General features: G+C 61.4%; 17 protein-coding genes. 7 read left to right on the top strand and 10 right to left on the bottom strand.

All coding sequences use genetic code 11. The features are described from left to right. The first annotated feature begins 79 nt into the window (after positions 1–79). The gene (locus ACWHXD_RS07885; RefSeq protein ID WP_032893082.1) at positions 80–1,096 is read left to right on the top strand and encodes a DUF4917 family protein; all 1,017 of its coding nucleotides are present in this window, start codon (positions 80–82) and stop codon (positions 1,094–1,096) included. 62 nt (positions 1,097–1,158) lie between these two features. On the opposite strand, the gene ACWHXD_RS07880 is transcribed toward ACWHXD_RS07885, so the two are convergent. Beyond that, positions 1,159–1,686, bottom strand: coding sequence for a helix-turn-helix domain-containing protein (locus tag ACWHXD_RS07880; protein ID WP_032893083.1), 528 nt, complete (start codon positions 1,684–1,686; stop codon positions 1,159–1,161). Between the two features lie 160 nt (positions 1,687–1,846). On the opposite strand from ACWHXD_RS07880, the gene ACWHXD_RS07875 reads away from it, so the two are divergent. From ACWHXD_RS07875 to ACWHXD_RS07855, 5 genes are all read left to right on the top strand, one after another. Further along, entirely contained in the window at positions 1,847–2,629 is a 783-nt protein-coding gene (locus tag ACWHXD_RS07875; RefSeq protein WP_014717335.1) for an aldolase, read from the top strand. Between the two features lie 30 nt (positions 2,630–2,659). Next, positions 2,660–3,532 (top strand): dihydrodipicolinate synthase family protein, encoded by an 873-nt coding sequence (locus ACWHXD_RS07870; protein WP_138762223.1) that lies wholly within the window; start codon positions 2,660–2,662, stop codon positions 3,530–3,532. Between the two features lie 200 nt (positions 3,533–3,732). Beyond that, on the top strand, positions 3,733–4,272 hold the full coding sequence (locus tag ACWHXD_RS07865) for an RNA polymerase sigma factor (RefSeq protein ID WP_032893085.1): 540 nt from the start codon (positions 3,733–3,735) through the stop codon (positions 4,270–4,272). After that, a complete protein-coding gene (locus tag ACWHXD_RS07860; protein WP_138762224.1) occupies positions 4,269–5,237 on the top strand; it encodes a FecR family protein in 969 nt (322 codons plus the stop codon). Before ACWHXD_RS07865 ends, ACWHXD_RS07860 begins: the two co-directional genes overlap by 4 nt. Before the next feature lie 126 nt (positions 5,238–5,363). Next, entirely contained in the window at positions 5,364–7,922 is a 2,559-nt protein-coding gene (locus ACWHXD_RS07855) for a TonB-dependent receptor (protein WP_138762225.1), read from the top strand. A gap of 611 nt (positions 7,923–8,533) precedes the next feature. On the opposite strand, the gene ACWHXD_RS07850 is transcribed toward ACWHXD_RS07855, so the two are convergent. The 4 genes from ACWHXD_RS07850 to ACWHXD_RS07835 all read right to left on the bottom strand — a co-directional run bounded on the left by ACWHXD_RS07850 (position 8,534) and on the right by ACWHXD_RS07835 (position 11,965). After that, the gene (locus ACWHXD_RS07850; protein WP_138762227.1) at positions 8,534–9,751 is read right to left on the bottom strand and encodes a class I SAM-dependent methyltransferase; all 1,218 of its coding nucleotides are present in this window, start codon (positions 9,749–9,751) and stop codon (positions 8,534–8,536) included. A gap of 206 nt (positions 9,752–9,957) precedes the next feature. Continuing rightward, entirely contained in the window at positions 9,958–10,575 is a 618-nt protein-coding gene (locus ACWHXD_RS07845) for a TPM domain-containing protein (protein ID WP_032893090.1), read from the bottom strand. 31 nt (positions 10,576–10,606) lie between these two features. Then, a complete protein-coding gene (locus tag ACWHXD_RS07840) occupies positions 10,607–11,335 on the bottom strand; it encodes a TPM domain-containing protein (RefSeq protein ID WP_032893092.1) in 729 nt (242 codons plus the stop codon). A gap of 18 nt (positions 11,336–11,353) precedes the next feature. After that, positions 11,354–11,965, bottom strand: coding sequence for a LemA family protein (locus ACWHXD_RS07835; RefSeq protein ID WP_014717327.1), 612 nt, complete (start codon positions 11,963–11,965; stop codon positions 11,354–11,356). A 242-nt stretch (positions 11,966–12,207) separates the two neighbouring features. Here ACWHXD_RS07835 and bglX point away from each other — a divergent pair, with 242 nt between their 5' ends. Then, positions 12,208–14,499, top strand: a complete 2,292-nt coding sequence (bglX, locus tag ACWHXD_RS07830) for a beta-glucosidase BglX (protein WP_138763625.1) — start codon at positions 12,208–12,210, stop codon at positions 14,497–14,499. 115 nt (positions 14,500–14,614) lie between these two features. On the opposite strand, the gene ACWHXD_RS07825 is transcribed toward bglX, so the two are convergent. The 5 genes from ACWHXD_RS07825 to ACWHXD_RS07805 form a co-directional block, all read right to left on the bottom strand. Then, a complete protein-coding gene (locus ACWHXD_RS07825; protein WP_138763624.1) occupies positions 14,615–15,772 on the bottom strand; it encodes a phospholipase D-like domain-containing protein in 1,158 nt (385 codons plus the stop codon). Position 15,773: 1 nt separating this feature from the next. After that, positions 15,774–16,352, bottom strand: coding sequence for a YceI family protein (locus ACWHXD_RS07820; RefSeq protein WP_138763623.1), 579 nt, complete (start codon positions 16,350–16,352; stop codon positions 15,774–15,776). A 172-nt stretch (positions 16,353–16,524) separates the two neighbouring features. Next, entirely contained in the window at positions 16,525–17,283 is a 759-nt protein-coding gene (locus ACWHXD_RS07815) for a helix-turn-helix domain-containing protein (RefSeq protein WP_138763622.1), read from the bottom strand. 65 nt (positions 17,284–17,348) lie between these two features. Further along, complete coding sequence (locus ACWHXD_RS07810; protein WP_138763621.1) at positions 17,349–18,791, bottom strand: amidase; 1,443 nt, start codon at positions 18,789–18,791, stop codon at positions 17,349–17,351. Continuing rightward, the gene (locus ACWHXD_RS07805; RefSeq protein ID WP_032893098.1) at positions 18,788–20,098 is read right to left on the bottom strand and encodes a citrate-proton symporter; all 1,311 of its coding nucleotides are present in this window, start codon (positions 20,096–20,098) and stop codon (positions 18,788–18,790) included. The genes ACWHXD_RS07810 and ACWHXD_RS07805 overlap by 4 nt, the downstream gene beginning before the upstream one ends. Positions 20,099–20,230 lie beyond the last annotated feature (132 nt).

The raw sequence follows: 20,230 nt of genomic DNA, 5'->3' as shown, positions 1-20,230 counted from the left end.
GCGTGGCGCATCTTGATCAGGATCAATGCCGGCTCGTGATAAAGTCACCCCCCAGCCGATTTCGAGTAGACCCGCCGCAATGAAGGATTTCCAGGATATTGACGCCCACCTTGAAGACTGGAGTGCCCTGCGCGCTGCCGTCGACTTCAGCGGGATTCTGATCGGTAACGGCGCCAGCCGCACGATTTGGGAAGACTTCGCCTACGACTCGCTGTTCGAAAACGCCCGTACCGTCGAAGAAAAACCCCTGAGCCCCTCCGAACTCAGCGTGTTCGACGCCTTGCAAACCCGCAGTTTCGAGCAAGCCCTGGGCGCCTTGAAAACCACCAGCCGGGTCAACAAGGCCCTGGCGGTCAGTTCGGCGGCGCCGCGTAACCGCTACTACGCGATCAAGGAAGCGCTGATCAACACCATCCATACCGTGCACATTCCCTGGCGCCTGGTGCAGCCGTCGACGCTGGCGACGATCCACGCAGAATTGGCCACCTACGCCACCGTTTTCACCAGTAACTACGACTTGCTCAACTACTGGGCGACCCTGCACGCACCGGGTATCGACGACCTGTTTCGCAGCGCCGACTCAAGCTTCGACCTGCGCAATACGCGCACCGACATCACCCGCATCCTGTACCTGCACGGCGGCTTGCATCTGGTGCGTAACCTTGACGGCACGGCGCGTAAATTGCCGTCCACTGACAGCACCCTGCTCAGCAGTTTTGCCATCAATAACACGATCAAAACCCTCGACGATGTGCCGCTGTTCGTCAGTGAAGGCAAGGTGCAGGAGAAGCTCAAAAGTATCCGCAGTTCGGATTATTTGTCGTTCTGTTATGAACAGCTGTTGAGCCACGAAGGCGCGCTGTGCATCTTCGGCCATGACTTGGGGCCGCAGGATAAACACCTGGTGGATGCTATTGGCCAGGCCAGCATCAGCACCCTGGCGATCTCGGTGTCGGGGCGCAGTGATGGGTTTATTCGTCAGCAGAAGCGGCGGTATTCGGAGTTGTTCGAGGGCAGTGGCGTAACGCTGAAATTCTTTGCGGCGCGCACTCATCCGCTGGGCAATCCGGCACTGTCAGTCCCTGTGGAACGCTGATCAAAATGTGGGAGCTGGCTTGCCTGCTCCCACATTGACTGCATTTCAATGAGTAAGAAGGGTCACTCCTCAGCGCTGTGCACCACCACCAACAGCTGTGCCTGCACCTCTCCCACCGAGCGAATCCGGTGGGGTTTCTGCGCGTTGAAATGCAGCGCATCGCCGCGCTCCAGCAGCACGCGCTCGTTCATGAAATCCACTTCCACCTGGCCTTCATGCACGAATAAAAACTCCTCCCCCAGGTGCTCCTTGAAGGTCTTGTCGGTGAACTCAGCCGGCGGGTAGATGATGAACGGCAACAGGCTGCGTTCGCTGACTTGATGGGCCAGCACCGCATAACCCGGCGAGGTGTCGGGCCGCTCATGGCTGCGCACCAGGCTGTAGCTGTCGAGGCTGACGTTGTCTTCGCTGAACAGCTCTTCGACCTTCACGTTCAATGCCTTGGCCAGTTTCAACGCCGCAGCGATGGACGGCGTGTTGAGCCCGCGCTCGACTTTCGACAGGTAACTCTTGGTCATCCCGGATTTTTCGGCCAGGGCCTCCAGGGTTACGCCAAGTTTTTTTCTTAATATTTTCAAGCGGATAGACATTTGCTGCGGTTAATCCATGCAGAAAGCGATGAGACAGGCTTGCCAATGACACAAAGTGTCATATAGCATCTTTAGTGTCATTTGCATTCACCCAACGACCTTGCGAGCAGCGGGCGACCAGCAAATCCGACGTCCATTGAACCACCCAAAGGACACCGATATGGCCAAGACATTAGCACTCCCAAAAGACCAACTGGTCAAGCAAGCACTGAGCCAGATGCAAAACAGCCTGGCAGATAATACGTGGACCGACCGGCAAAAGCTGGCGCTGACCTGCCGAATCCTGTTCGAGTACGGCCACGACTCCGGCCTGGCTGGGCAGATCACCGCACGCGGGCCGACGCCCGGCACCTACTACACCCAGCAACTAGGCCTGGGTTTTGACGAAATCACCGCCAGCAACCTGCTGCTGGTCAACGAAGACTTGGAGGTGCTGGAAGGCCACGGCATTCCCAATCCCGCCAACCGTTTTCACACCTGGGTGTACCGCGGCCGACCGGATGTAAACTGCATCATCCACACCCACCCCACGCATATCGCCGCGCTGTCGATGCTGGAAGTACCGCTGCAGGTGTCGCACATGGACCTTTGCCCGCTGTACGAAGACTGCGCGTTCCTGGAGGCCTGGCCCGGCGTGCCGGTGGGCAATGAAGAAGGGGAAATCATCACCACGGCCCTGGGCGACAAGCGCGCCATCCTGCTCTCGCACCACGGGCAGTTGTCCACCGGGGCCAACATCGAAGAAGCCTGCGTGATTGCGCAGTTGATCGAACGGGCTGCCAAGTTGCAGTTGCTGGCGATGTCTGCGGGCAGCGTCAAACCGATCCTGCCGGAGCTGGGGCGCGAGGCCCATGACTGGATCTCCAAGCCCAAGCGCCACGGCGCCGCGTTCAACTACTACGCCCGGCAAAACCTGCGCAAGCACGCCGATTGCCTGAACTGATTGCCCCCTTTTTCGACCGGAGTTTTCCCCATGTCCAGCCCAACCATTCACGGCATCATCGGCTACACCATCACCCCCTTCAGTGCCGACGGCCAACGCGTTGACCTCGACGCCCTCGGGCACTCCATCGACCGCTTGATCAACAGCGGCGTCCACGCCATCGCGCCCTTGGGCAGCACGGGCGAAGGCGCTTACCTGAGTGATGCCGAGTGGGATGAAGTCAGCGCCTACAGCATCAAGAAGGTCGACAAGCGCGTGCCGACCATTGTCAGCGTGTCCGACCTCACCACCGCCAAGGCCGTGCGCCGCGCCCGCTATGCCGAAGAGCACGGCGCCGATGTGGTCATGGTCCTGCCGGCCTCGTACTGGAAACTCAGTGAGGCGGAAATCCTCGCCCACTACGCCGCGATCGGCGACAGCATCGGCGTGCCGATCATGCTCTACAACAACCCGGCCACCAGCGGCACCGACATGTCGGTGGAGCTGATCCTGAGGATTCTCAAGCAGGTCGAGAATGTGACCATGGTCAAGGAGAGCACTGGCGACATCCAGCGCATGCACCAGTTGAAACTGCAAAGTGACGTGCCGTTCTACAACGGCTGCAACCCGCTGGCACTGGAAGCCTTCGCGGCGGGTGCCAAAGGCTGGTGCACCGCAGCGCCTAACCTGATCCCACAACTGAACCTGAGCTTGTATCAGGCCGTACTGGCCGATGACTTGAACAAGGCACGCGAGCTGTTCTACCGACAGTTGCCCTTGCTGCAATTCATCCTCAAAGGCGGACTGCCGGCGACGATCAAGGCCGGGTTGCGCTTGACCGGCTTGGAAGTGGGTAACCCACGCCTCCCGGTATTCCCTCTGGGCGAAGCAGGGATCGAGCAACTGAAAACACTTCTGACGTAAACACCCGCCCCCTGTAGGAGCGAGCTTGCTCGCGAAGTACGCCAACGATAACGCAGCCCATCGGGTGTTCGTGTCGCCTGTTGGTTTTTCGCGAGCAAGTTCGCCTCTACAGAAGATGGCACTTGCATAGAGACAAATGACAATAGTTCTCGATATCATTCACGACTTTTCCAAGCCGTGCTTCGTCAAGAAGGATATCCATGTCTCGTCCCCAGCCCGACCCGTCGTCGGCCGATGCCTGTCGCGGGTTTTATGCAGACATTCTGTATTTCCTGCGTAAACGCACGGACAACGCCAGCGACGCGGCGGACATGGCCCAGGATGTGTTTACCCAATGGCTGGGCTACCGCGACCGGGCCAAGGTCGAGCAGCCACGGGCGTTTCTGTTCCAGATGGCGCGCAATCTGCTGCGCGATCATTGGCGCAAACAGAAAGTACGACAAACCATCCACCCTGATCATGCCGAAATGGATGCCGAGCCGGTCACTGACGAGCACAACGACCCCATGGCTGCCGCCCTGCGCCTGCAACGCCTGGAGCAGTTGAAAGAAGTCCTCGCCGAACTCTCGCCCCGCCGCCGAGAAGCCCTTATGCTGCACCGCTTCGAAGGCTTGAGCCAGGCGCAGATCGCAACGCGCATGGGCATCTCCACCAGCATGGTGGAAAAGCACATCGCCTTTGCCCTGCTGCACTGCAAGCGACGCCTTCAACCCGACACCGGCACGGAGCAGCCAGAATGAACCGCCCGAGCGACACCAACGCGCTGGACAGCCAAGCGAGCGATTGCATCGACGCCCAGGCCGCCAGTTGGTTTGCGCGCAACCGCAACGAAGTCAGCCGCGCCGACCGTAAAGCCTTTGCCGCCTGGCAGGCGGTGCCCGCCCATGCGCGCGCCTATGCCGAATTCGAACAGCTGTGGGCCGACCTCGCCCAGTTGCAACAGCTAAATAAACCAGTGGCACTGCCCAAGCGTAAGCTAAGCCTCTGGCGCCCTGCCCTGGCGGTGGCCGCCGCCGTGCTCTGCGCGGTGTTGGCGACCTCTATCGGCACACCGCGCGAGCTGTATCACAGCCAGGTGGCCACCCATGCCAAAGGCATGCGCACGTTGAATCTGCCGGATGGCAGTACCTTGTATGTGAATGCCAACACCCATATCCGCGTGGACTTCAACGCCCATCAACGGGTGCTGCACCTGGACAAAGGCCAGTTGTATATCGAAGTGGCGGCCGACAAGGAACGCCCCCTCTACGTACAAGCCGGCGAGTCGAGCGTACGGGTGGTGGGCACTGCTTTCGATGTGCGTCGCGGGCAGCAGCAATTGGTGGTCAGCGTTGCCCATGGCCAGGTCGCTTTCGCGCCAAATGGCAACAGCCCCGCCACCCTGCTCGGCGCCCAGCAGCGGGCCTCCTACAACTACGCCAAAGGCACCGTGCAACCGCAAAGCCTCAGCGCCGAAGAGGTCGCCGATTGGCGCAGCGGGCACTTGGCATTTCGCAATCGCGAACTGGCCAGCCTGATCGACGAGTTGAGCCTGTACCGCCCGCAGACGTCGTTGCAGGTGAGCAAGGCCGTGGCGCAACTCAAGGTATCGGGCAACCTTGATGTGAATGACCCAGACGCCCTGCTCAAGGCATTGCCCGCGTTGTTGCCGGTGAAAACCGTACTCTCGGCCGATGGCACGATAAGAATCGAGCCGAGCAAATAGACGGCAACCTCACACATGAGAATATTTTGCATTCGCATGTGTGGTTTTTTTTGCCTGCCCCGTCTTCCTCCTGTCTGTGTTTGATACGCACACCTTTTTGGCTATTTAGCCGCTCCGGGGGATTTCATGTTTCGCGCGCCTTGCCACGCTTCGCACCTGTTTCTTCGACCGACACTCATGGCTACGTGCCTGGCCTTGAGCCTCAGCGCCGAGGCCGAGTCGTTGAAGCTGCACCTGCCGGCCCAGTCGCTGGCCACATCCTTGAGCCAGGTGGCCCAGCAGGCGAAAATCCAGCTGCTGTTCGATGAAACCCTGCTCAAGAACGTGCAGGCGCCGGCGCTTGACGGTGACTACACCCCGGAAGTAGCCATTCGCTCCCTGCTCAAGAACGGTGAACTCATCCTGCTCAAGGTCGGCAGTACCTACGTGGTGCGCCCCGATACGGGCAAAACCACCAGCGGTGGCGCGATCCAGTTGGACACCCTGAGCGTGATCGGCACCGGCAATGAGGTGAACGCCAGCACCGTCAACCGCTCCACCCTGACCCAGGCCGACATCGACCGCTACCAGTCCAATAACATCCCCAGCCTGTTGCAGACCTTGCCCGGTGTCAGCCAGGGCGGCTCGCTGAAACCCGGTGGCCAGACCATCAACATCCGTGGTTTCGGCGATGCCGAAGACGTACCGCTGACCGTTGACGGTGCCACCAAGACAGGCTTTGAGCGTTACCAGCAAGGCACGGTGTTTATCGAGCCCGAGCTGATCAAGCGCATCGAAGTGGAAAAAGGCCCCAACTCGCCGTTCACCGGCAATGGCGGCTTCGGCGGCACGGTCAACATGGTCACCAAGGACGCCCCGGACCTGCTCCAGGACGGCCGCAACAGCGGTGCGATGCTCAAATATGGTTACTCCAGCAACGACCATGAACAGGTCTACAGCAGTGCCGTATACGGCCGTACCGACGATGGCCGTTTCGATGCGCTGGCCTACCTGACCCAACGCGACGGCGGCGATATGAAAGTGGCCGCCAAGTTGCCTAACGACAACAATGAGTACCCGATCAACCCCCAACGCCTGCCCAACAGCGCCCAGGATGTGGACGGCAAGCTGTTCAAGGTCAACGCGCACTTTACCGATGAGCACAGTGTCGGGCTGTCGTACTCGCGCTCCCACAGCAACCGCTGGACCCCGTTTTCCGCCGCCAGCTACCCCACGCCGCCGACCCAGTTCAACATCAACCGCTATGGCTACGAAGGCGCGTTGAAGCGTTTTCTCGCCCATCGCGACACGGTCGACACCACTTGGTCGGGCAAGTATGAATACCAGCCGCTGGACAACCCGTTGGTGGACTTGACCATCAAGTATTCCCAGTCCAACACCGAGCAGACCGATGAGCGTGACGCCACAGCGTTTTTCCAGTTGGCCACCGGTGGGCGCAAGATGGACACCGCCTACACCGACAAGCTCCTGGATATCCGCAACGTCAGCCTGTTCGACACCGGCCCTTTGCAGCATGCCGTGACGGTCGGCGGGCAAGTGCGCAAGCACACCCGCGAAACCGAAATGTGGATGCCCGGCGCCACCTACAACACGCCGCGCTACAACTACGGGCACTTCCAGCCGGGTTTCATGCCCCACGGCAAGGTCGATACCAACAGTTTCTTTATCCAGGACGCGGTGACGTTGGGCGATGTAACGATCACACCGTCCCTGCGCTATGACCACGTGCGCAACCGCGGCGAAGGCAACGATGCGCCCTACTACAACAACCCCAACCCGGCAGTGGGTCACGACTACAGCGACCGCACCTACACCGGCTGGTCGCCACGCCTGGCGCTGTTCTGGACCGTGACGCCGAATGTGGGGCTGTTCGCCAACTGGAGCCAAACCTGGCGCGCCCCGGTGATCGACGAACAATACGAAGTGCAGGGCGTGGGCAGCCGCACCGCCACCAGCGTCGACCTGGACCCGGAGCGCATTACCTCGATCACCCTGGGCAACATCACCAGCTTCGACAACCTGATCGCCCAGGACGATAACCTGCAACTGCGCACCACCCTGTTCCACAACAAGGTCGAAGACGAGATCTTCAAGGCCACCGGCGTGGGCTGCCAGAACCAGGCTGTCAACGGCGGCAGCATCGCTTCAGCGTGCCCGCCTGGGCCGATGTCCAACTACCGCAATATCGGCAGCCTGACCATCAAGGGTGTCGAACTCGAGTCGATCTATAACTCCACCTACCTGTTTGGCTCGGTGTCGTTCGCCTATGCCAAGGGCCAGCACCAAGGCGCCTACACCAACCCTTGGGGCCCGGACGTAGCCGCACGAGACATCCCGCCGACCAAATGGGTGCTGGTTCTGGGCACCCACATCCCGGCCTGGGATGCCCAAGTGGGCTGGATGGGCCAATTCATCGGCGCCACCGACCGCCTGCCCAGCGACAAATACTCCGGCGGCCCAGGCTCCAGCATTGGCGATCTGTTCTACGACCAATACGGCAACAAGCGCTACAACACCCAGGGCCTGTTCGCCAAATGGACACCGCAGCAGGCGTACCTCAAAGGCACCGAGGTGAACTTCACCGTGGACAACCTGTTCAACAAAAACTTCCGCCCAGCCTTGAGCGGCGACCGGGCGTACACCAAAGGGCGTGATGCGAAGATCAGCGTGACGCGGTTCTTCTAAGCACACACGCATTCCAAATGTGGGAGCTGGCTTGCCTGCGATAGCCATAAGTATCTACACAACTGTGCAGTTCGCCGCAGCCACCGGTAACCACGATGCGAAGCGAGTCGCTCTTGATCTTGATCTGCTTTTGATCTCAAGCGCCCCGTCAAACCACGCTGGCCGGAATTCGACAGGGATTTGGGGGGTAAACCGGCAGGGATGCCGGTTTAGCCGCCCCGCGCCATGGATGGCGCGTGGCGGCGGCCCCCCAAATCACTGGCGGATTACGGGCACACCGAGCCTAGGCGAGGTGCCGAGTGGTGGGGCAAGAGCGTTTTGCTTACTTTTGCGCTTTTCAAAAGTGAGCCGCCGTCGGGCGGAACCCTAAGTGGCCGTTACCGAAGCAATGGATATGTACACCATCCAACTGTGTTGACTGCCAGGCCGCCTTCGCGAGCAAGCCCGCTCCCACAATTTGATCGCGGGGCGTCAGCTAGATAAGTGTCAGCTGGCAGGCCGTCATCGCAGGCAAGCCAGCTCCCACATTTGGATCGCGGGGCGTCAGGTAGATATGCACTGGCCGCCGGGGCCGTCACGGGAGCAAGCTCCCACAGCGAACCGCGCCCATTTCAGGCCAGATAGCCATCCCCGCGCAACAGGGTTTCCAGGCAGTGCTCAGTGATGTGATAGAACGCCTTGAGCTCCTGGATTTTCGCCAATAGCTGCGCATTGTCCACAGGCTCGGCACGTTTGACCGCCAGGATCATCTTGTTCTTGTTAGTGTGTTCCAACGAGATGAACTCAAACACCTTGGTCTCATAGCCACAGGCTTCAAGGAACAACGCACGCAGGCTGTCTGTGACCATTTCCGCCTGCTGGCCCAGGTGCAGGCCGTATTGCAGCATCGGCTTGAGCAGCGCCGGGCTCTGGATCTGCAGGCGGATCTGTTTGTGGCAGCACGGCGAGCACATGATGATCGACGCGCCGGAACGGATGCCGGTGTGTATCGCGTAGTCAGTGGCGATGTCGCAGGCGTGCAAGGCAATCATCACGTCCAGCTCACTGGGCGCCACGCTGCGTACATCGCCGCATTTGAACACCAGCCCCGGGTGTTCAAGGCGTGCGGCGGCGCTGTTGCACAGGGTGACCATGTCTTCACGCAACTCGACACCGGTAACCTCGCCCTCGGCCTTGAGGGTATTGCGCAGGTAATCGTGGATGGCGAAGGTCAGGTAGCCCTTGCCCGAGCCGAAATCGGCGACACGCACCGGGCGGTCGAGCTGCAACGGCGACGACGTCAGCGCATGGCTGAACACTTCGATGAACTTGTTGATCTGCTTCCACTTGCGCGACATCGAGGGGATCAGCGCCTGCTTGGCGTCGGTCACGCCCAGGTCGGCGAGGAACGGCCGGCTCAGGTCGAGGAAGCGATTTTTTTCACGGTTATGCTCGGCCGACGGCGCCTCGCGCAGTTGCTGCGGTTTGCTTTTGAACAACGAGCTTTTGTTCTTCTTGCTGTATTCCAACTGGGCTTCGTCGGTCAGCGCCAGCAAGTGCGCGTTCTTGAACGAGTTGGGCAACAGCTCGGCAATCGCCGCCACGCCGTCGGCCACGGGAAAGTTCTTGGTGATGTCGCGAGTCTTGTAGCGATAGACGAACGACAGGCAGGGCTGCTCCTTGACCACCACCGGCTTGATGATCAGCCGCTGCAGTTCGGCTTCTTCACCGACGTACTTGGCCAGCACCAGCTTGATAAAAGCGTTCTGCGCCAGGCTTGCGCTCAACAGTTCGATGAACTGGGCATGATGATCCGGCGCAGGGCGGGCAGGTTGAGCGGTGACGGACATGAACAAAAACGCCTCGGGTAAAGAATGCCGGGCATTTTAGGCGGGATGGGGGTTGAGGGCACGGGGTTATTTGATCAACGGTCAATCAGCTGCCCTGTGTAGGAGCGAGCTTGCTCGCGAAAAACGTCAACGATAACGCGGGTGTCCTGAATGAACGCGGCGTCGATGAGTTTTTCGCGAGCAAGCTCGCTCCTACAAAAAAGCGGTTATTCGAGTACGACCAGGCGATTGGGCAGCTCGTTGCGGGTTTGGGTAACGGGCACATGCACCTTGAGCAACTCGCCACAGGCTTCAACGCAAGCGATAAACCCGGCCAGCGTCTGCCCCTGTTTCACTTGCTGGGTAAACGCCTGGACAATGGCGTCCCAATTGCTGTCATCCAGGCGCTTGGAAATCCCTTCATCCACCAGGATCTCCACATAACGCTCGGCCTCGCTGACAAAAATCAGCACCCCGGTGCTGCCCACTGTGTGGTGCAGGTTCTGCTCCATAAACTGCCGCCGCGCCAGGTTGGATGCACGCCAGTGGCGTACCGAGCGCGGGATCAGCCGGGTGGTGACCTTGGGCAAACGGAACACCAGGCACAGCACGATGAACGTCGCCCACTGCGCCACCAGCAAGGTGTACATGGTCAGGTAGCCCGACAGGTAATGCACCACGCCAGGCACCACCAACGCGATCAAGCTCGCCCACAGCAACGGAATGTAGGCGTAGTCGTCGGCGCGCGCCGCCAGCACGGTGACCAACTCCGCGTCGGTGGTTTTCTCGACCCGGGCGATCGCTTCGGCGACTTGGCGCTGCTCGTGTTCAGTCAGTAATGCCATGGTTGTAGATGCTCTATTTTCGTTATTGTCATTACCAGCCGCCCGAAGCCCCGCCGCCGCCAAAGCCCCCGCCGCCGCCGCGGAAACCACCGCCACCGCCGCCCCCACCGCCGCCGCGTCCACTGCTGTTGAGAATCGCCAGCAGAATGGCACCCACCGGCAAGCCCATGCGGTTGCACAACCACAACACGCCGATCAGCAGGATAAACAGGCCGATGGAAAAACCGGGATTATCCATGGCGAAGTTGGCATCCGCCACATGGGCCGGCACCGCCAAGGGCTCACCGCCCACCACCTGGATCATCGCGGCCACGCCATCGCTGATGCCCTGGCTGAAATTGCCGGCCTTGAACTTGGGCAGGATCACCTGGTTGATGATCACCCAGGATTGCGCATCGGTCAGCACGCCTTCCAGGCCATAGCCGACTTCGATGCGCAACTGGCGGTCATCACGGGAGACGATCAACAGCGCGCCGTTGTCCTTGCCCTTCTGGCCAATGCCCCACTGGCGGCCCAATTGATAACCGTAGTCCTCAATGGGCACGCCCTGCAGGTCGGGCACGGTGACCACCACCAACTGGTCGCCCGAGGTTTGCTCCAGCGCCTGCAATTGCTGGGTCAGTTGCTCGCGCACCGCCGGGTCGATCATCTGCGCGCTGTCCACCACCCGCCCGGTCAGCGCCGGGAAGGTCAGCGCCGCCTGGGCCACGCCCACGCAGGCCAACAGCCACAGCGCCAGGCCTATCCGTAATAAACGCATCGACACCTCAGTGCAGCCTTATTTGAACTTCACTTGCGGCGCTTTATCGGCATCGGCGCTGGTGGCTTCAAACGTGGCGCGGATCGGCAAGTCGCTGTACATCACGCTGTGCCACAGGCGGCCCGGAAAGGTGCGGATCTCGGTGTTGTAAGCCTGCACGGCCTGGATAAAGTCACGGCGAGACACGGCAATACGGTTCTCGGTGCCTTCAAGTTGCGATTGCAAGGCCAGGAAGTTCTGGTTGGCCTTCAGGTCCGGGTAACGCTCGGACACCACCATCAAACGGCTGAGTGCGCCGCTCAGGCCATCCTGGGCTTGCTGGAACTGCTTGAGTTTCTCGGGGTTGTCCAGGGTGCTGGCATCCACCTGGATCGAGGTGGCCTTGGCCCGCGCTTCAATCACCGCGGTGAGGGTTTCCTGTTCGTGGGCGGCATACGCCTTCACCGTTTCCACCAGGTTGGGGATCAGGTCGGCACGGCGCTGGTACTGGTTCTGCACCTGGCCCCAGGCGGCCTTGGCCTGTTCGTCCAGGGTCGGGATGTTGTTGATGCCGCAACCGCTCAGCACGCTGCTGATCAGTAACAGCGCCGCAGCCTTGAAGCCCCAGCGATAAGTGTGTGCTGCTTGCATGGTGTTTCTCCTGCCCAATCTGGATGGAATGTGACGACTAACCCTATAAACCACGCGCTTGGGGCATAATCCGCCACCACTGGAATGCTTCGAGCCAATCAGCTACAAAGATGCCCAGCGCGAAAAAGAGTTCAGAGTGTGCTGCATTTATCTGAACAACACCCGAACAACAATAGACGTTCCCCACATTTTGGCCGACAGCATCGCTTTGAATGCTGCGCAGTAGCCGAACAAGGATATTCATGAAAAAGCTGTGTTTGCTCGGCCTTGTTGCCACGCTGGCCACCCACCCCGTCTGGGCAGAAACAAAGCCTGCTGCGCTTAACGACAAGGACGCCTTTGTCAGCGACCTGCTCAAGCAAATGACCCTGGATGAGAAGATCGGCCAATTGCGCCTGATCAGCATCGGCCCGGAAATGCCCCGCGAGCTGATCCGCAAGGAAATCGCCGCCGGCCGCATCGGTGGCACGTTCAACTCCATCACCCGCCCGGAAAACCGGCCGATGCAGGACGCGGCCATGCGCAGCCGCTTGAAGATCCCGATGTTCTTCGCCTACGACGTGATCCACGGCCACCGCACCATTTTCCCGATCAGCCTGGCCCTGGCTTCCAGCTGGGACATGGACGCCATTGGCCGCTCCGGGCGCATCGCCGCCCAGGAAGCCGCTGCCGACAGCCTCGACATCACCTTTGCGCCGATGGTCGATATCTCCCGCGACCCACGCTGGGGCCGCACCTCCGAAGGTTTCGGTGAAGACACCTACCTGGTGTCACGCATTGGCGAAGTGATGGTCAAGGCGTTCCAGGGCACCAGCCCCGCGAATGCCGACAGCCTCATGGCCAGCGTCAAGCACTTTGCCCTCTATGGCGCGGTGGAAGGCGGGCGCGACTACAACGTGGTCGACATGAGCCCGGTCAAGATGTACCAGGACTACCTGCCGCCCTACCACGCGGCGATCAAGGCCGGCTCCGGCGGCGTGATGGTGGCGCTCAACTCGATCAACGGCGTGCCCGCCACTGCCAACACCTGGCTGATGAACGACCTGCTGCGCAAAGACTGGGGCTTCAAGGGCCTGACCGTCAGCGACCACGGCGCGATCTTCGAGCTGATCAAGCACGGCGTGGCCAAGGACGGGCGTGAAGCCGCCAAGCTCGCGATCAAGGCCGGCATCGACATGAGCATGAACGACTCGCTGTATGGCAAGGAGCTGCCTGGGCTGCTCAAGTCCGGCGAAATCCAGCAGAGCGACATCGACAACGCCGTGCGCGAAGTGCTCGGCGCCAAGTACGACATGGGCCTGTTCAAGGATCCGTACCTGCGCATCGGCAAGGCCGAGGATGACCCGGTCGACACCTACGCCGACAGCCGCCTGCACCGTGCCGAGGCCCGCGACATTGCGCGCCGCAGCCTGGTGTTGCTGAAAAACCACAACGACACCCTGCCGCTGAAAAAATCCGCGACCATTGCCCTGGTCGGCCCGCTGGCCAAGGCCCCCATCGACATGATGGGCAGTTGGGCTGCTGCCGGCCGGCCTGCGCAATCGGTGACCCTGCTCGACGGCATGAACGCCGTGATCGGCGAAAAAGGCAAAGTGATCTACGCCCGTGGCGCCAACATCACCGGCGACAAGGCGGTGCTCGACTACCTCAACTTCCTCAACTTCGACGCCCCGGAAGTGGTGGACGACCCGCGCCCTGCCCAAGTGCTGATTGATGAAGCGGTGAAGGCGGCGAACAACGCCGACGTTATCGTCGCGGCGGTGGGCGAGTCCCGTGGCATGTCCCACGAGTCGTCGAGCCGCACCGACCTGAACATCCCGCAAAGCCAGCGCGACTTGATCAAGGCCCTCAAAGCCACCGGCAAGCCGCTGGTGCTGGTGCTGATGAACGGCCGTCCGCTGTCGATTCTGGAAGAAAACCAACAGGCCGATGCGATCCTGGAGACCTGGTTTTCCGGTACCGAAGGCGGTAACGCCATTGCCGATGTGCTGTTTGGCGACTACAACCCATCGGGCAAGCTGCCGATCACCTTCCCTCGCTCCGTTGGGCAGATTCCGACCTACTACAACCACCTGACCATCGGCCGGCCATTCACCCCAGGCAAGCCGGGCAACTACACCTCGCAGTACTTCGATGACACCACAGGCCCCCTGTTTCCGTTTGGCTATGGCCTGAGCTACACCACGTTCAGCCTCTCGGACATGGCGCTGTCGTCCACCACCCTGAACAAGACCGGCAAGCTCGACGCCAGCGTCACCGTGAAGAACACCGGCAAGGTCGATGGCGAAACGGTTGTGCAGTTGTATATCCAGGACGTGGCCGGCTCGATGATCCGCCCGATCAAGGAGCTGAAGAACTTCCAGAAGGTCATGCTCAAGGCCGGCGAAGCGCGCACGCTGCACTTCACCATCACCGAGGACGACCTGAAGTTCTACAACAGCCAGCTCAAGTACGCGGCCGAACCGGGTGAGTTCAATGTGCAGATCGGGTTGGACTCCCAGGACGTGCAGCAACAAACCTTCGAACTGCTCTGATCTGAAGCTGTAAACACGGTCTGGGTGGGAGCTGGCTTGCCTGCGATAGCGGTGGAATATTCACCACCGCCATCGCAGGCAAGCCAGCTCCCACATTGGGGTTGAGGTGGCCCGCCTAGCCGCGTCGATCCAGCAGGTTCACCACCAGCCGATCAATCCAGCCCCACACCCGCTGCTTCACCCGCCGCCACAACGGCCGCGCCTTCCATGCCTCCAGGCTCACCGCCTGGCTCTGGGCAAAGTCCGCTTCGAAACTGCCCACCACCGCTGCCGTCAATTGCGGGTCCAGTGCTTCCAGGTTGGCTTCCAGGTTGAAGCGCAGATTCCAGTGGTCGAAATTGCACGAGCCAATGCTCACCCAATCATCCACCAGCACCATCTTCAGGTGCAAAAAGCACGGCTGGTATTCAAATATCTGCACGCCTGAACGCAGCAGGCGCGGGTAATAACGGTGCCCGGCGTAACGCACCGACGGGTGATCGGTGCGCGGCCCGGTGAGCAACAGACGCACGTCCACACCGCGCCCAGCCGCCCGGCGCAAGGCACGGCGCACGCTCCAGGTGGGCAGGAAGTACGGGGTGGCCAGCCAGATACGCGATTTGCTGCTGTTCAAGGCGCGAATCAACGATTGCAGAATGTCGCGGTGCTGACGCGCATCGGCATACGCAACGCGGCCCAGCCCCGGCCCGGTAGCGGGAACCTTGGGCAAGCGGGGCAAACCGAAATGGGTCGCCGGTTTCCATTCTCGGCGCGCGGCGTTAGCGTGCCATTGCCGGTCGAACAGGGCCTGCCAGTCCAGCACCAGCGGGCCGCTGATTTGCACCATCACTTCGTGCCAGTCGGCGGTGTCTTGGCCCGGCGTCCAGAATTCGTCGGTGACGCCCGTACCACCGACCACGGCGACACGCTGATCAATCAGCAGCAACTTGCGGTGATCGCGATACAGGTTGCGCATCCAGCGCCGCCAGTTCAGGCGGTTGTAAAAGCGCAACTCCACGCCGGCATCGGTCAAGCGCTTGCGCAGCCCCAGGGTAAACGCCAGGCTGCCGTAATCGTCGAACAGGCAACGCACGTGCACGCCGCGTTCGGCGGCCAGCACCAGTGCCTGCACCATCGCTTCGGCGCAGGCCCCGGCTTCGACCAGGTACAACTCAAGGTCAACCTGCTGCTCGGCCCGGGCGATGCCCACCAGCATCTGCGGGAAGAAATTCGGCCCGTCGATCAGCAATTCGAACTGATTGGCGCTGCGCCATGGGAACACCGCGCCGCTCATGTCAGCGCGCCGTGAAGATCAGCACCGCACCCACCGGCACCGACAAACTGATCGACTTGAGCCCTGCCGCCTTGCGCAAGGTGGCGACACCGGGCGCCAGGTCGAAATCTTCAGCGTGCAATACCACAGGCTCCAGGGTCACCACTTGGAAGCGTCGATCATCCAGGCGCGTGGCCAACAGCTCGGCGCTGTAGGTCTGGGTCTTGCCGTGCAGCGTGACGCTCAAGGGCAGGCGCAATTCCAACTGCGCGCCGGACGCCAGGTCGTTGATGGGTTGCAGATTGATCTGCGCGCTGATCTGCGCTTCGGGGAAGGTCTTGATCTCGAACAGCTCTCTACGCATGCGCTCGTCGCGCAGCGGGATGCCGCTGTTGATCGACTCCAGTTCCACTTCCAACTGAGCCGCGCCTTTGGCATCGACCTTGCCGTGCAGCACCAGGAAGCGCTGCACTTCGGCAATCTCGGTGTTTTTGGTGGTGACGAAGGACAGGCGTGAGGATTCATTATCCAGGTACCAGTCGGCGTGGGCGGGCACTGCTGCAGCGGCCAAAAGGGTGAAGGCCAAGGGTTTGATTGACATTGAAGACTCGCGGGGGAAAACCTGAGCGAACCATAAGCGCAATCTCATGAACGGCGCAAATTCATTGTGGGAGCGGGCTTGCTCGCGAAAGCGCAGTGCCAGTCAATACATGTGTAGCTGATACACCGCCTTCGCGAGCAAGCCCGCTCCCACATTTATTCGGCGGTGACTATCAAACCAACGTTCGCTGCACTTCGCAGATCGTTTCTTCAAGGCTGCCCATATGCAAATTCAGCACACGCTCCACCGGCGCCTGATGCATCGGCCAATGCAACGCCATGCTCCCCACCAGGCGGCCATTGGCGCGCACCGGCAGCGCCACCGCCCGGATCAGGAACGGCAAACGCACAGGATATTCCCAATAGCCCTCGGTACGCTGGCCGAAGCCCTGGTGCTGGGTTTGCTCGCAGGCGCGATAGTGCTCGTCCGCCGCCATATGATTGCGGCCTGCCAGGCGCTGTACTTCTTCGGCCGGCAATTGCGTCAGGCACGCCTTGCCCATCGCCGAGTGGAACAGGCTGGCGTACTGGCCGACGATCTGACAGTTGTTCGGGTAAAGCTTGCGCAACACGCTGGGAATGGCGCTCTCCATGACCTCCAGGCGCTCGCCATCGAAGCACGACAAATCCACCACCAGCCCGGTGCGCTCGCTGAGTTCCAGCAACCAGGGCGCGGCGCTCTCCACCACCTGGCGCTTGAAGCGTTGCTGGGTATCGCCGAACAAGCGCCGGGCACGCAGGCGGTAACGTCGATCACTCAGGCCCCGATAGACCCAACCCTGCTCCTGCAAGGTCAGCAACATGCGCGACACCGTGGCCTTGGGCAGGCGCGTGAGGTAGTGCAGCTCTTCCAGCCCCAGGGCCTGGTGCTCGCCCAGCAACTCGACGATTGCCAGTGCGCGCTCAACCGAGCGTACGGTGCCTGTCTCCATGTTCGATCTCCCTGTTGCCGGTGGATGATCTTTTTTTCACAGCAAGATACAGGCCCGGTCAGCGCTCAGCGGGTCGTTGCAAGGCACGCCGGCGGCCGGCGTTGTACCCATTGGGTCAGTTGCTCATGGGCGTAGGCCAATTGCAGCACGGCCCTGTCGGCCTGGGCCGGGCCAATGATTTGCAGGCCCATGGGCAAGCCCTGGGGGTTGAAGCCCACGGGGATGCTCATGCTCGGCAAACCGGCGAGGGTCGGGCCGATCACCACTTCCATCCAGCGGTGATAAGTGTCCATTTCACGCCCGCCGACGAGGCGTGGCCACGGCTGTTGTGCATCGAAAGGGAACACCTGAGCGGTGGGCAACAGCAGGAAATCGTAACGTTCAAACAACTTGGCCAAGGCGCGGTACCACTCACTGCGGTCCACCGACGCCTGGTACACCTGTTGAGCGCTCAAACCCTGGCCGCCCTCCACTTCCCATTGGGCTTCGGGTTTGAGCAGTGCGCGTTTTTGCGGGTTGGCGTAGGCCGCGCCGAGGTTGCCGTGCACCAGCCAATGGCGGTGTACCAGCCAGCAGCGCCACAGGCGCGCCATGGAAAAGTCCGGTTGGCAGCCATGCACTTCACAGCCCAGCCTGGCGAAATCGTCCAGCGCCGCCTCGCACAGGCTCATCACGCCATCATCCATCGGCAGATAACCGTTGTAGTCCCCCAGCCAACCGAGGCGTGCGCCCTTGAAGTCGCGCTGCAACGGCTGGCCCAGCACCGCCGGATCGGCCTGGGAGGACAGCGGCGCGCGGGGGTCGTAACCGGCCTGGATGCTCAGCAACCGCGCCACATCCGTGACGCTGCGCCCCATCGGGCCTTCGGTGCCCAGTTGCTGCACGAACAGCTCCGGCATCGGCCCGTGGGGCACCCGCCCTTGGGAGGGGCGCAAGCCGAACACGTTGTTGAACGCCGCCGGGTTGCGCAGCGAGCCCATCATGTCGCTGCCGTCGGCCACCGGCAGCATACGCAGCGCCAAAGCCACCGCCGCCCCGCCACTGCTGCCGCCAGCTGCAAGGCGCGGGTCATAGGCATTGCCGGTGGTGCCGAACAGCGTGTTGTAGGTGTGGGAGCCCAGGCCGAACTCCGGCACGTTGGTCTTGCCGATGATGATCGCGCCACTGGCCCGAACCCGCGCCACGCTGATGGCGTCTTCGCCCGGCACATGCTCGGCGAACAGCGGCGAGCCCAAGGTGGTGCGCAAGCCCTGGGTGGCCGCCAGGTCCTTGATGGCCTGGGGCATGCCATGCATCCAGCCACGGGAGTGGCCCTGGTCCAACTCCCGATCGCAGGCCCTCGCCTCGGCCAGCACGGCCTCACTGTCGCGCAGTGACACCAGCGCATTCACGCCAGGGTTAAAGCGCTGGATCTGCGCCAGGTATGCCTGCATCACCTCTTCGCACGACACCTGCCGCCCATGAATGGCTCGCGACAGCTCAGTGGCATCCCAATCAACAATACTCAAGGCTTCACCTCTCTGGAAAACGGCAACGGCTTGCTCGCACGCGGTGCCTCGCGCATGCAATAAGTGCCCAGCAGCGTCAGCACGCACGCAAACAATACATAAAACGACGGCGCCACCGGTGTGCCCAGCACCTTGCTCAGCCAGGTCACGATCAACGGCGCGAAACCACCGAACACCATCACCGCCACGTTATAGGCCACCGACACGCCGGTGGAGCGCACCTCAATGGGGAACTGCTCAGCCAATGCCGTCGGCGCTGGCCCGAAGAACCCGCCAATCGCCGTGCACAACATCACCTGCATTACCAGCAAGCGCTCGATGGACGGCGCGGCGGCCACCCACACATACAGCGGGTAGACCATCACGAAAAATGCCAGGGTGAAGGCCATCAACACCGGCCGCCGCCCCAACCGATCCGAGAGCAGGCCGGACAAGGGGATCACCACGGTCATCAGCGCCACCGCAAACATCTGCACCATCAACACCTGGTCCAGCGGCAGGCCGAGGTTCTTGTGGGCGAAGGTCGGCATGTTCACCAGCACCACATAAAACGACACCGTCGCCCCGCAGGCCAGGCCCATCGACACCAAGATACTGCGCCGATGCTCACGCAGCACTTGCATCAGGCTCGGCGCCGGGCCGGTGGCTTGCTTGCGCGCTTCGATGAATTCTTCCGGGTCTTCCATGTGCCGACGGATCCACAACCCCACCGGGCCGATCAACAAGCCCAGCACAAACGGCAGGCGCCAGCCCCACAGGTCGAGGGTCTCGGGCGAAAAGAAATGCGTGACCAACGCCACCATCGCCGCCCCACCGAACACCGCCAGGCACTGCCCCACCAATTGCCAGGAGCCATACAAGCCCTTGCGATGGGCTGGCGCGCTCTCTACCAGAAATGCCGTGGCGCTCGCGTACTCACCGCCAGTGGCAAAGCCCTGGAGCATGCGCGCCACCACGATCAACAACGGCGCGCCCATGCCGATGGCGGCATAGTTCGGCGCGAAGGCGATCAGCGCGATGGACACGGTCATCAGCCGGATAATCAACTGCATCGCCGCCTTGCGGCCTTTGCGATCAGAATAGATACCCAACAGGATGCCGCCCACCGGGCGCATGAAAAAGCCCACGCCGAAGGTGGCCAGCGCCATCAGCAGCGAGGCGTACTCGTCCTCCGAGGGAAAGAACTGCCGGGCGATGATGCTGGCCAGAAAGCCGTAGACGATAAAGTCATACCACTCCAACGCGTTGCCGATCACGGCCGCCACCACTTGGCGGGTGCGCGAGACACCAGGTTTTGCAGTCTGCATGAGGAGCACTCCATTCAACCGATCAGGGAAAGGGTCCAGCGGCAGAAAAAGACGTTACTGTAGGAGCGAGCTTGCTCGCGAAAAACGCGCAGGCAACACGGGCTACTTGAAAGCGCTGCGTCAGCGTTAACG

It is taken from the genome of Pseudomonas fjordensis, from assembly GCF_976987115.1.
The sequence above is the reverse complement of the archived record's forward strand: the minus strand, read 5'-3'. Positions and strand labels throughout refer to the sequence as shown.

What these genes read in the sequence shown, in the direction of transcription:
- ACWHXD_RS07825 (WP_138763624.1), bottom strand. Translation starts at nt 15,772, where the DNA reads ATGAGCGGCGCGGTGTTCCCATGGCGCAGCGCCAATCAGTTCGAATTG.
- ACWHXD_RS07820 (WP_138763623.1), bottom strand. Translation starts at nt 16,352, where the DNA reads ATGTCAATCAAACCCTTGGCCTTCACCCTTTTGGCCGCTGCAGCAGTG.
- ACWHXD_RS07805 (WP_032893098.1), bottom strand. Translation starts at nt 20,098, where the DNA reads ATGCAGACTGCAAAACCTGGTGTCTCGCGCACCCGCCAAGTGGTGGCG.
- ACWHXD_RS07860 (WP_138762224.1), top strand. Translation starts at nt 4,269, where the DNA reads ATGAACCGCCCGAGCGACACCAACGCGCTGGACAGCCAAGCGAGCGAT.
- ACWHXD_RS07855 (WP_138762225.1), top strand. Translation starts at nt 5,364, where the DNA reads ATGTTTCGCGCGCCTTGCCACGCTTCGCACCTGTTTCTTCGACCGACA.
- ACWHXD_RS07835 (WP_014717327.1), bottom strand. Translation starts at nt 11,965, where the DNA reads ATGCAAGCAGCACACACTTATCGCTGGGGCTTCAAGGCTGCGGCGCTG.
- ACWHXD_RS07845 (WP_032893090.1), bottom strand. Translation starts at nt 10,575, where the DNA reads ATGGCATTACTGACTGAACACGAGCAGCGCCAAGTCGCCGAAGCGATC.
- ACWHXD_RS07840 (WP_032893092.1), bottom strand. Translation starts at nt 11,335, where the DNA reads ATGCGTTTATTACGGATAGGCCTGGCGCTGTGGCTGTTGGCCTGCGTG.
- ACWHXD_RS07885 (WP_032893082.1), top strand. Translation starts at nt 80, where the DNA reads ATGAAGGATTTCCAGGATATTGACGCCCACCTTGAAGACTGGAGTGCC.
- ACWHXD_RS07880 (WP_032893083.1), bottom strand. Translation starts at nt 1,686, where the DNA reads ATGTCTATCCGCTTGAAAATATTAAGAAAAAAACTTGGCGTAACCCTG.
- ACWHXD_RS07850 (WP_138762227.1), bottom strand. Translation starts at nt 9,751, where the DNA reads ATGTCCGTCACCGCTCAACCTGCCCGCCCTGCGCCGGATCATCATGCC.
- ACWHXD_RS07815 (WP_138763622.1), bottom strand. Translation starts at nt 17,283, where the DNA reads ATGGAGACAGGCACCGTACGCTCGGTTGAGCGCGCACTGGCAATCGTC.
- ACWHXD_RS07875 (WP_014717335.1), top strand. Translation starts at nt 1,847, where the DNA reads ATGGCCAAGACATTAGCACTCCCAAAAGACCAACTGGTCAAGCAAGCA.
- ACWHXD_RS07870 (WP_138762223.1), top strand. Translation starts at nt 2,660, where the DNA reads ATGTCCAGCCCAACCATTCACGGCATCATCGGCTACACCATCACCCCC.
- ACWHXD_RS07865 (WP_032893085.1), top strand. Translation starts at nt 3,733, where the DNA reads ATGTCTCGTCCCCAGCCCGACCCGTCGTCGGCCGATGCCTGTCGCGGG.
- bglX (WP_138763625.1), top strand. Translation starts at nt 12,208, where the DNA reads ATGAAAAAGCTGTGTTTGCTCGGCCTTGTTGCCACGCTGGCCACCCAC.